Annotated in this window: 9 protein-coding genes; 3 read left to right on the top strand and 6 right to left on the bottom strand. The window is 40.6% G+C overall.

All coding sequences use genetic code 11. The features are described from left to right. Positions 1–602: 602 nt before the first annotated feature. Positions 603–803, bottom strand: coding sequence for a hypothetical protein (locus RMY32_RS26110; RefSeq protein WP_322693344.1), 201 nt, complete (start codon positions 801–803; stop codon positions 603–605). Positions 804–1,454: 651 nt separating this feature from the next. Between RMY32_RS26110 and RMY32_RS26105 the strand changes: the two genes are divergently transcribed. Further along, positions 1,455–2,714, top strand: a complete 1,260-nt coding sequence (locus RMY32_RS26105) for a DUF4912 domain-containing protein (protein ID WP_322710816.1) — start codon at positions 1,455–1,457, stop codon at positions 2,712–2,714. 85 nt (positions 2,715–2,799) lie between these two features. Then, positions 2,800–3,726 (top strand): phosphodiester glycosidase family protein, encoded by a 927-nt coding sequence (locus RMY32_RS26100; protein WP_322710815.1) that lies wholly within the window; start codon positions 2,800–2,802, stop codon positions 3,724–3,726. 239 nt (positions 3,727–3,965) lie between these two features. Here the strand turns inward: RMY32_RS26100 and crtR are convergent, their stop codons facing one another. Beyond that, a complete protein-coding gene (crtR, locus tag RMY32_RS26095) occupies positions 3,966–5,027 on the bottom strand; it encodes a beta-carotene hydroxylase (RefSeq protein WP_322710814.1) in 1,062 nt (353 codons plus the stop codon). Between the two features lie 763 nt (positions 5,028–5,790). On the opposite strand from crtR, the gene RMY32_RS26090 reads away from it, so the two are divergent. Continuing rightward, entirely contained in the window at positions 5,791–6,213 is a 423-nt protein-coding gene (locus tag RMY32_RS26090) for a lysozyme inhibitor LprI family protein (RefSeq protein ID WP_322710813.1), read from the top strand. A gap of 144 nt (positions 6,214–6,357) precedes the next feature. On the opposite strand, the gene RMY32_RS26085 is transcribed toward RMY32_RS26090, so the two are convergent. The 4 genes from RMY32_RS26085 to RMY32_RS26070 all read right to left on the bottom strand — a co-directional run bounded on the left by RMY32_RS26085 (position 6,358) and on the right by RMY32_RS26070 (position 11,618). Then, a complete protein-coding gene (locus RMY32_RS26085; protein WP_322710812.1) occupies positions 6,358–7,065 on the bottom strand; it encodes an actin-binding WH2 domain-containing protein in 708 nt (235 codons plus the stop codon). A 42-nt stretch (positions 7,066–7,107) separates the two neighbouring features. Further along, complete coding sequence (locus tag RMY32_RS26080) at positions 7,108–7,812, bottom strand: actin-binding WH2 domain-containing protein (protein WP_322691306.1); 705 nt, start codon at positions 7,810–7,812, stop codon at positions 7,108–7,110. Positions 7,813–7,835: 23 nt separating this feature from the next. Next, on the bottom strand, positions 7,836–9,383 hold the full coding sequence (locus tag RMY32_RS26075) for an FAD-binding oxidoreductase (protein ID WP_322710811.1): 1,548 nt from the start codon (positions 9,381–9,383) through the stop codon (positions 7,836–7,838). A 255-nt stretch (positions 9,384–9,638) separates the two neighbouring features. Beyond that, positions 9,639–11,618, bottom strand: a complete 1,980-nt coding sequence (locus tag RMY32_RS26070) for a pentapeptide repeat-containing protein (RefSeq protein WP_322710810.1) — start codon at positions 11,616–11,618, stop codon at positions 9,639–9,641. Positions 11,619–12,217 lie beyond the last annotated feature (599 nt).

Raw genomic sequence — 12,217 nt, 5'->3', positions numbered from 1 at the left:
ATTAGTTAGTTGTATTAGCAAGTTACAATTTATAGTTTCACAATATCAGGACTTACGCAAGAACTTTGTGGCAAGCTGCTTATATTTTCGAGGCTACGGTGTACACACAAGTGTTGGTGCAGTGTATCTATCCCGCCTCGGAATAAATTCCGAGTCTCATAACGAAAGTCTTCTAAAAGAAGACTAAACTAAATTTCTTGTTTAGTCTTCTTTTAGAAGACTTTAGCTATCAGCCCGGAACTAAAGTTCCGGGCGGGATAATTTGCTCAGTGTGGGACTTTCACTTGAACAGAAATATTGGGTGGGTAGGATTTTTAGAGATGTGTGTACACCTTAGCTCATCAAGTTAAATTTGATACTCAGGCTGTGCTATTAGACATCAACACCCCGGAAATATATCGAGAATATAGCAAGCGAATTAAAAGTTAGGACATCTTGAAAGCGTGGATGTTAGGAATAGTAATGTTTTACCTTCTGCCTTCCGCCTTCTGCCTTCTGCTATAACTACATAATCTTGAATAACAACACATTACTAACAAGATTCGCTACTTCTCTACAAAGTAGCGAATTTGAGCTTTTCGATTACTGTTTTGCAAACTCAATCAATCATTATCAGCTGGATCGTCAATCATTTCTGGTACCAAAGCTGGGTTACTTCTACGTTCTGCTGGTGATTGCTCTCGAATAACATCGTCTATTCTCGCAGGGTGTTTGATTTTGTCCAATACCTCTGGACTTAATTGTGATGGATCGCCTTCTGGATTAGACTTTTCAGCTTGACTAGGAACTGTTTCCTTATTCATAACTATTTCCCTAAACCCTAAACTTATATGCCAAGCTTAAGTTCTTCTATGGTGGGCTACACACTATCTTGGGACTTAATTTCACATAACGGTGGGTGAAAAAGGCGATCGCTTAACGAAACTGAATAAAGGCGTCAGTCACCAGAAATCAGTTGGGTATTTTGAACGAAAGAGTTGATAGTGCAGCGTCTTTGGCTTTGCTCATAAATTCTGACTTCTAAATTTTTCTTCAATAATTGGGGTTTTTGGCTAACCCAGAAAGCAATGTCATTAAAACTTGACATTATATCTGTCGTTAAACACATAGAATGCGATAATTATCATGATTTCATGACAATAAGATCCCAGAAGGGCTGATAAATTCGTGAAACAGCCAAAAAACCTACTTCTGACCCCTTGATCCCTAGATATGCTTAGTGGTTAATATAGACTTAACGAACAGAAATCCTTCGATCCCAAAGAAATGCTGATTTTGGCATCATGAGGAATTGAAAGGATGTTGGCTCAATTTAAAAACAGATTAAAAAACTTAAAAACTGGGCAAGACCAGGAGTCAGTAATAAGAAATTCATCTGGAATGGATGACATTTTACATAGCATTCTTTAACCAGGGGAAATCATTTACCGCTTAAACTACTGGAGGCCAAATTAATGGCAAAAGAACGCCCGCCACTAGAGGAGATGACCTTACGCCAACTACGCAAAGTTGCTAGCGAATATAGCATCTCTCGCTATAGCAGAATGCGTAAATCACAACTGCTGACATCAATACAAGAAGTCCAGCGTAGCAAAAACTTACTCAGTCCATCTCGTTCATTGGAGGCACAAGAAACCGTGGAAGCTGCAAAGTTTGAATTAGGTCAGGAAGATCGTACTGGTGGATCTTTAGCTGATGTTGATGAAGGACTCGCAGATTTGCCCTCTGGCTATGGTGAAAGCCGGATTGTACTCTTACCGCGCGATCCTCAATGGGCTTACACTTACTGGGATGTTCCCAATGAACACAAAGAGGAACTGCGTCGGCAAGGCGGACAACAACTGGCACTACGGATTTATGATGTCACCGACATCGATATCGAATACCAAAGCCCACATAGCATTCAAGAATATCCTGCTGATGAACTAGCTAGAGAATGGTATCTACCAGTTCCAGTTAGCGATCGCGATTATGTAATCGATATCGGCTATCGTGCTGCTGATGGTCGTTGGTTAGTACTAGCTCGTTCTAGTAAAGTACACATTCCTCCCGTTTATCCTTCTGACTGGATTGAGGATGTCCTGATCACTGTAAATTTTGAAGAAGATTTACGTGGCAAAACTCAGTACGAACTAGTTCCTCCTGCCAAGAAGGTTGCAGCTACCGCCAATGGCAATGTTGGTAATGCTGTAAATGGTAACGGCAACCCCATCTACGACGAAATATTTAGTTTAGCAGAATCTGCCGAAGCACTACGGGTTGCTGGCTCTATCTTCGGCTCCCAACAAGGTGCAGCGCGTCCCGAACAAGCTATTAGCTCCTACATTTTCCCATCTGGTGTGGGTATGTGGGCTGTTCCTACCGTGTCTGGTTTAACCGCTTCCGGTGCAGGAATGTCAGGTGTTGGCTTCTCGGCTTCCGCCGTACCAGTGCGTCCGCGCAAGTTCTGGTTAATTGCTGATGCTGAGTTGATAGTCTACGGTGCAACCGAACCCGATGCTACTGTAACTATTGGTGGCCGTCCAATTAAGCTGAATCCAGATGGAACATTCCGCTTCCAGATGTCTTTCCAAGATGGTTTAATTGACTATCCAATTTTGGCTGTAGCTGCTGATGGCGAGCAAACCCGCTCAATTCAGATGAAATTTAATCGTGAGACACCATCTCGGAATACCAACACCAAAGAAGAAGCTGTCTTAGAATGGTTCTCTTAAGTTTTGGTTCTGAGATTGACTCCAGACTGAAATTTTAAATTATTCCCCGCTATAGTAATTCTGTAGCGGTTTTTTTTGTATTATTATGTTTACAAAAAAATTATTTTTGTTATTTATTTTGATAATCAGTGCAAGCTTATTATCAGGTTGTCAAAAGATGGAAGCAAATTTAGTCCCAAAAGCGTCTAAAAGTTGCCCTGGCAAAGATGCCAAGTTCAGTATTGATTTTTTTAAAACCAATAATCAAGGTAAAAAAAATCCTAAAGGTATTAACAATGTGATTATTTTTAATCCCAAATCAGCAGAATTAGATTTCAAAGTTAATGTTGGTCTATCTCATAAACTTTACGCCAAAGATAGTAGAGGTAAACTGCGTAAAGAATATGTAGCAAAACAGTTTCATGAACTCATCGCTGATGAAAATGCCAAGTTAAACGGACAGCTACCCATTGCTGCAATTAATGCCGACTATATAGATACTGATGATAAACCCCAAGGCTTAAATATTTCTCGTGGCGTAGAGTATTCAGGAGCATTTAAAAATAAACGTTCTTCCTTTGGGATATCAGGAGGTACGCCCCAGCAGCGACAGGCTACTATTCAAGCTGGCAGAAGAACGAACGATATTCTCAATTATAATTTAGTGGGCGGTAATGGCAGATTCTATCGTCAGGGTAAGTTTAAAAATATTTGTCAAGATTTAGGAGAATTTGCTTGTAAAAATGCAACTAATCGCTCTCTAGCAGCTATCACGAATCAAGGCTATGTAATCTTATTAGTTAATGACTTGAAAGCTAATTCTGAGATTGAATTATCTCAACTTAATCAAGAGTTACTGCCAGATATGTTTAATAATGTCTTAGAAGGTATTGCTAGCAATAACTGTTTAGGTAAGATACAAGAAGGGATTTTATTTGATGGAGGTATGTCTCCAGGATTGTATTACAACCAGAAAACTTATGTAGAAAATCTCGGGCCAATTGGTTCAGTTTTTTTGATTTACAAAAAATAAAATAGTTATATAGCAAGGGACTGGGGATGGTGGGGTCCCCTCTGGGGATAAGGGGTAATGGGGACTGGGTGAAAAGCCTTTTTCCTCGTTCCCAGTCTCCGACTGGGAATGCATTCATTGAGTCTCTGACTCAATTCCAGACTGGAGGCAGAGCCTCAACGAGGGCATTCCCATGCTCTGTATGGGAACGAGATATTGGTTATTGACCAATAACTAATGACTAATTCACGACTTAATGCTTATTTACGATTTTGTGATTCATCTTGATTTTTAGTTTTTTGATGAGAAAAGCGAATTCCTACAAAGATGTCGTAAATAAACTCTAGAAAGTCTTTCTTTTGTAGCAACCCCGAAGTTTGATAACAGCCTTTTTCATCTAACAAAGGCTTCATCAGATAGTATGTAGACTGATATTTATACCAGGGAATACAAGTCCATAAATGATGAATTAAATGGTAGTTCTGACCTAAAATCAGAATGTTAAGAATTGGGCTAGGGTATACACGAGCATTTTTCCAGCGATCGCGTTCAACAAAGGGACGATGGGGCAAATAATCAAAAAATAAGCCCAGTATTAATCCCACTATACCAGAAGGTACAACCCAAAAATTGAGAACGTACATTAAAAAATGATATTGAACTGAGATATAAAAAATTGCAACAACAATTAAGCGGCTAATTAACCATTCCCATAGCTCATATTTGCGCCACAGTCGCCGTCGAAAGAAAAACACTTCATGGGACAAGAATCGAAATGCAATCATCCACAGCGGGCCACCCGTAGAAACAAAATGATCTGGGTCATCTTTGGGATGGTTAACATGAGCGTGATGCTGCAAATGTACTCGTGTAAACACTGGAAAAACGAACCCTAGCATCAGGGCGCTACCATGCCCTAGTATGGCATTAATGACTCGATTGCGGTGAGCAGATTGGTGACAAGCATCATGAATTACTGTTCCAGCACAATGCAAAGCAATAGTGTTAGAAACAAAACACAGCCAGTCTGGCCATTGCCAAAGCCAGTAACCGCAATGAGATGACACCAGTACTGTCACAGATGCAAAAAACAGTAGTAATGTAGGATTGAAATCACCAGGAGGCGCTAACAATTCCTTTGGTGGAGCTTTCAGTAGTTTTTCTGCTTTTGAAGTTACCGTTATTACTTCTGGATCTACTACGTCTTTAAAGATGACTTCCAAGTTGTTGCCATTTAGCTTTTTATAGTCATCAACGGCTGGGTCGATGATGATTAGGCTTTTGTCCGGGATGTCAAAAAAATTAGGATCTAAAGAGGTCATAATTTTCCTGGTCTTGATTCGTTGATAAAATAAGTTTGAAATCCCAAACTCAGCCAGCACAGAATAGATTTCTTGCCCCGATTAAAGAGATGAAAAGATTGAAAATTTAGCCAATACTCTTCTCTATTCAAATTAGGTATGGACTGTAAGAGATAGGGAATAGTAAAAATTTTTAAATTCCTTGCTACACTACACGCATAAACAAAATATTTGATTTTTCATTTTGAGAGTTGCTCCTGTTACTCAATAATGCCAGCAACAACAGCATACATAGATTTTGGTTTGATATCGACATTTATCGATTTGCCCAGTCAATGTTTTTTGGGATGTGCTGAAATTGTGCTTTGTTATTGCTTTTGTGAAAAGCAATTTTCAACAATATAAAGAATACAGTTATTTTAAGGCTCAATGCAAGAGTTTTATCGGGATTTGACGTATAATAAAAATATTTGAGACACCAATATCATACTTTTAACAAAAATGCATATTTTATTTGCTTAAATAAAAATTTCATCCCTTGCTCTGGATGATGCAATAAGTATATATACTTGCGATCGCTTCTCCTCTTTCGATTTCATGCAGTTGCTGTCTTCTTCTTTTAACCAAAACTCCATCGCTGGAGTTTACTGGTAGGCAAAATAGGGAAAGCTTCGTGCAAACCATGACACTTCTTTGTGGAGCATACCACTTTCTACTCTGATTCTGAGTTCGAGACCACCAAAAAGATCAAATTTCTATATTATTTAAGAACAAAGATTTTGCTATGCGTCAATTATTACTAGTTTTGTCCAGTATATTAATTTTCAGCAGTTTAAATCCCCTCGCCATGACAATAGCAGGCACAACGCCTGATTTATCTGAGATGCGCTTAGTTCAAAAGCTTAACTGCAATAATCCTCAAACTCAAGCAGCAATTAATGAATGTACGAAGTTGTCTTATCAGAATGCAGATAAAACACTGAATCAAGTTTATCAACAAGTGATATCTTCATTAGAAAGGCCTAGAAAACAAAAATTGATTGCGGCACAACTAGCATGGATCAAGTTTCGAGATACCAATTGTGAGTTTGAAAGAAGCAGTTATGAGGGTGGAAGTATTGCTTCTAGCATTTATTTTGGTTGTTTGGAAGATACTACAAAACTGCGTACCCAACAATTACAAGAATATTTAAAGCCCTCACCCTAAATCCCTCTCCTAAGCTTGGGAGAGGGAGTTTGAAATTTGCATTTGTGCTAGAGGTTTATTGAGTCAGAGACTCAATGAATGCATTCCCAGGCAGCAGCCTGGGAATGAGGAAATGGAAACTAGACTAATTATCTTTTTCTGAGATTAACGCAAACCTAAAATTTCGGAAATCGCCGCTACAATATCTAAATAAAAGTTGCCTTTCACCGCCCGAAATAACTCAAATTTAGAGTCAGGCGCACCAAAAAAGGGTCTGAGAAACCATCCTAACTGCATACCAACAAAGGCGTAAAGCAATAACCAGGATCTTAAAATAGTGGTGCGGGTTTTTTTACCAACTTCATCTTGTTGAGAAAGTAACTGCATTCCTTCATACAGGAATTTAACGCCAAATATACCTGTAATACCAAAAATGAACACATTCAGCAGTTTAAAAAATTGGTAAGAATCGGGTGTCGTTATAAGAAAAAATAGCGTAACGGGTGCCAAGCTAAATAAAAGTACGCTAATCACTGACACAGATGTGAGTAATACAACGAAATGCTGTAAGATACTGCTCCGAGAACCAAACAAAACATTAAAAAAGAACAAAGTCGGGAAACAAATAATCAGTGTGATTAAATAGAATACCGGAAGTTTAATGGCACCGGATAATGCCTGTGCCCAACTGTGGGATGCACCGATAATTGCTCCATAAAGGGCAAAGAAAATCGAACTAGATACGAACAAAGAAGTTATTTTATTTTGTAATCGCACTCCCTGACGGATTTCTTCTAAAAATGATTGGCGATCGCGCAGTAAATTAACTAAAACTCCAAATTGTTGAATTCCGCGATTTTGCTTTTTCAGCATATTTTTTTAGGTTGTATATTTTGGGGAATTGCTAACGATTAATTAACGGAATCCAAAGAGATAGCTAAGAGATTTAATCACACTTAAATAGAAATTACCTTCTCTTTCGCGGAATAGTTCAAAGACAGAACCAGGTGTGCCAAAAAACGGTCTGAGAGTCCATCCTAACTGACTGCCGACGAAAGCGTAAAGAAATAGCCAAAATTGCAAAATTTTCTGGCGTGTCTTGCTGCCTTCATTATCTTGTTCTAAAACTAAACTCGTGGCTTGATATAAAGACGAAACACCAATAAATCCAGTGATGGCAAAGATAAAAACATTTAACAAAATTAAAAATTGGTAATTATTGGTGGTAATTAAGAAAAACAGCGTGATTGGAGCAAAGCTAAATAAAAGTACGCTGGTGACTGAAACCGCAGTTAAGACTAATGCTAAATGCTGGGCAAAACTCCGTTTTGAACCAAAAATAATGTTGGCAAAGAACAACGTCGGGATACAAATCAAAAGTGTGATTAAATAAAGGGCTGGGAGTTTAATGGCAGAAGACAAAGCTTGCATCCAGCTATGGTATGCACCAATGATTCCACCATAAGCAGCGATAAATAAGGAACTGCAAACTAGCAGCGAAATGATTTTATTTGGTAATCTCGTACCTTGGCGAATTTCCTCTAGAAAACCTTGGCGATCGCGCAGGAATCCAATCAGCACTGCAAAGTATTTGATTCCTGAAGATTTCCGTTCAATCATGTTATCCTCACACCGATATTATTCTAAGTTTCATCTGAGTAATCACCGCCAGAACCATACTTCCAAGCATCAATCAAACGATGCCAATAATATTGTTGTTCGTTCGGTTGATTCTTAATCCATGTTTCTAGCATTGGACTTAGCGAAAGCAAGGCAGTGTATACACCTAAATTACTGTAATGTAACATCCAATCTAACAAACTTGCCAAACCTACTTGTGGAATTATCTTGACAACTAATACAGGATGATATAAACCAGTTTTTAACAGTGTTTGCGTTAGTGCCGAAAATTGCACTATATCTTGTAAAAATGGTTTTAACACTGGCGTACCTAACTGTTGCATTTCTTGAAATACTGCTGAGAGTAATTGGTTAATTTGATCTGGGGCAATTTTTTGATTTACACCAACACTCATCGCTCTTTGAAACAACCAGGTAACAGTCAAACTTGGCTGATAAGGTTGCAGCAGTGTTAACGCTTTTGCAGATAATTGTTCTGTTTCTAGCGCTTCGTCAATGCCATAAGTTAAACGCTTGAGGTGACGCACCATTGCCCCAAAACCACCAAAACTTAAAGGAGATTGACTACCACTGCTATCTCCGGCTGGTAGAATGCGATTCCAAGGGGTTTTTAGCGGACTTTGGCGATAGGTGGGAAAGAAACCAAATAGTGCCCGTTGAAATTTCAGTTTGTTTAACTCCACTCCCTGATATTCTGGTAACAGACGCAGATATTCCTCAAATAAAGCTTCTAAACTCAAACGTTGAGGTTCTGCATCCATGTAGGTAAATAAGTAAGTGGTTCTCCCATCCCTGGCTGGAAAGGCTTCCCAGAAGTACTGGCATTGATTTTGCAACTCAGTGAATGATAATAATAAATCGCCTGAGTTATTTTCTGGAAAACCTTGAGCGCAACTTCCGACAACCAAGCATAAAGCATCTGGTTTTTTGCCTTGGCGTGCTTGTTGGCTGATGGGTGAAAAATGTCCCATCGCGTCGATTAATAACCGAGTTTTGAATTGGTTATTTACCATCACCCCGTCGGGATGGACTGCTGCTTCGCTAAAAGATGTGTTTTCTAATAACTTTCCCCCGGCGGCGAGAAATCGGGTTTTCAAGGTAGCTAGTAGATAAACTGGATCTACGCCGATATTCAAGACATCTTCTACCCAAACTTCTGTACCGCCAGCGAAACTAACTCGTGCTGGGTTATATTGAGTGGCGATCGCACTTGCTAATTCATCCTCACTCAGCAACTTTAATTCCATAAACACATCTAATTCTTTGCGAGAAATATTCCACTCTTGTTCCCTCCCCCGCAAAATTCCCCGTTCCAGCAACGCTACCCGCAATCCCTTCACCGCTAAGGCGCAACCAATTAAAATGCCCAAAGTGCCACCGCAGATAAGCACATCGAAGTCTACAGCGCCTAAAGGTTGTTGATTTTCTTTAACTAACGTTGGTACTGGTGCGGAGTTTTCACGCACAGATGTTAAGATGCGATCGCCTTGACGCAATCCTTTTAAAACATCGCCGGGTAATTGGGAAAGAATTTCTTCAGTTAAAGACATTTTGGAAAAACTTAACTCTACATTCCAAAACTACCTGAGAATGAAGAAAGTAGATGCGATCGTGGCCAGGTAAATCGCAATTGGAACATGACTTACGCAAGAGAGATCCCCCCTAACCCCCCTTTTTAAGGGAACCGAAATCAAAGTCCCCCTTTTTAAGGGGGATTTAGGGGGATCTAAAACGTTTTGCTACCGACCAAAGAACTTTTAAAACATCGTTTTAAGGATTTTTTATTTAAAAGACCTCACGTTAAATTATCCCAAACCGAATAGTTTTGCGATCGCAGGCAATAATTTATTAGTGGCTTCAACTAGCGAAGCAACAGCAGGTAAGCCGGTAAATATCCCTTTCAACATAGTGATTGCAGTTTTCGCCGTCTTCTGCTTAGTGGATTCTTGAGGACTTTTACCCGCTTCCGCCAAAGTCTTCACCTGTTCTAGCGCTTCGGTTTTGTCTTCTTCTGACAAATATGTGGATTGTACGATCGCATCTTGCAACTGCGATAATAATTCTTTGATTCCTGGTTTCTCGGCATCGGTTGCATCAGGTAACTGATTGAGGGCAATACTCACGTTACCGCTAATGGTTCCTAGATTAGCAATAGAATTATTGCCAGCGATACCGCTTACATTACTGCTACCTTGAATACTGATGCCGCTGATATCAGACATATTTGTATCTCCTTGTGTATAAAATTTTGGCTGCTTGAGAGCAGTATTTACCATATTTTCTAAACTAATAATGCGTTTATCTTTTTCTACCAGCAATAATTGCTGACTCTGCGATAAAGCTTTAAGTTGATTATAGTCATCAAAATATTCTGCACTCAGTTGAGATTTATCACTACCTGCTGCGGTTTTAGCTCTGAGCAAGATTTTATCATCGCCGCGTTTCTCCATTGCCACAATTTCTAACTCGGCTTCGGGATGGTTTTCGGCGAGGTTTTTGAAAGCAATGGCAACAGCGCGGGGGTCAACACCTTGATTATGATAAAGGTCGAGGGTATCAAAAATTGGCTTGATAAAGTTGGCAAAATCACCATCTGCAAATACCTCTTGCTTATTATCAGGTTTGCGGAAGGGGTCGGGGTCTTCTTTGGTGGGTAAGCGCATGAAGACATATTCACACCTCACCCCATGCAATTTAGTTGTATTTGTAATGCCCCAATCTTCGATGTACGCGCCTGTGAGGGTTGCACCTGTTAAATCTGTGCCGTCTAGTTGCGTTTGCTTCAGTTTTGCTCTTGACAAATCGGCATCTTGCAAGTTGGCTTCACTGAGATCGGTACTAATAAAGCTGGCATCTACTAGGTTAGCTTTTTTTAAGTTGATACCCCGCAGGTTTTCACGGGAAAAATTCTTATCCTGTCCCTGTCCGGTAACTAGCAGTTGACGTACTTGTGAGTTTTGCAGATAAGTCGAGCCAGGGCGAACACGATCGAGCATTTTGGCTTGATGCCAACGGCTACAGATAAGAATAGTGTTGCGGAAATCTGTACTTTTGAGTGTGGCTTGGGTGAAATCAGCATTGGTTAAGTCAGCACCACGAAAACTTGTACCTCCTGTTGCAGCAAAAGCAACAGCAATATTACGAACCAAGGAGTGCTTTTGATCTCCTTTCATGGCTCGCCAGCTGATGTAGATACTAAATAACGTTCCGGCTCCGGCGGCTATGACTCCGACTATGCCTCTGGCTACAACTATGGCTCCGGCTATGGCTCCGGCTCCGGCTATGGCTCCGGCTCCAGCTACGGCTCCGGCTCCGGCTCCGATTATGACTCCGGGTGCGGCTGCGGCTGCGGCTGCGGCTCCGGCTTGGGTTCCGGCTATGGCTACGGCAAACACTACAGCGATGCCTACGGCTAAGACTCCTAAACCAGCTGCTACTCCTTGGCAAATTGTGACGAAGAAAAAGGCAATTAATACGATTAGGGCAGCCCAGCCGCCCATCTGAAACTCTAAGCTAGAAGTATCAAATATTCGTGACACCAATAACCCGTTGACAACCCATAACAATCCTGAAAGTCCCGACAAAAGCCACGAGACAAGGACTAGGAAAATTGCACAGCGGCGTTGCAGTCCAGCTTTGGCATGACTGAAGTTTGTACCTGTTAAATTAGCATTAGTGAAGTTTGCTCCTCGGATGTCGGCATAGCTAAAGTTTGCACCCGCAAGGTCTTGTCTACCTTTGAAGTTGCGTCCTCGGAGATTTTCACCGGAGAAGTCTAAAGCCATGTTCCACTTTACGGAGGTGAGCAAATTTTACTACACGCTCACCCCTGTAAATTCAGGAATGGTTAGATATATTTGTTAGTTGAGCTTCAAAGGCGCAACGTTGAGGATCAAAGCCGCAACTTCGAGGATCAAAGCCGCAACTTCGAGGCTCAGAACGTCAACGTTGAGGTTAAAAGCCGCAACTTCGAGGATCAAAGGTGCAATTTCGAGGATAAAAGCCGCAACTTTGAGGCTCAGAAGGTCATCGTTGAGGTTTAGAAGGTCAACGTTGAAGATAAAAGGCGCAACTTCGAGGATAAAAGCCGCAACTTTGAGGCTCAGAAGGTCAACGTCGAGGTTTAGAAGGTCAACGTTGAGCCTCAGAAGGTCAATAATATAATAAAGAAGGAAACAAATCGATAATAAATGGTGTTATACCAATTTTTTATAAAGCTGCATAGAATTCGATCCCCCCTAGCTCACGCCAGTCGCTCATGGGGGAAACCCCCAAGACCGCGCTGGCTCCCCTTATAAAGGGGGGAACCAGAAAAACATATCAAAGTCCCCCAATTTATCGGGGGATTTAGGGGGATCTAGATATGTGTAACTTCACATTAAAT

It is taken from the genome of Nostoc sp. ChiSLP03a, assembly GCF_034531215.2.
Lineage (GTDB): Bacteria > Cyanobacteriota > Cyanobacteriia > Cyanobacteriales > Nostocaceae > Nostoc.
The sequence above is the reverse complement of the archived record's forward strand: the minus strand, read 5'-3'. Positions and strand labels throughout refer to the sequence as shown.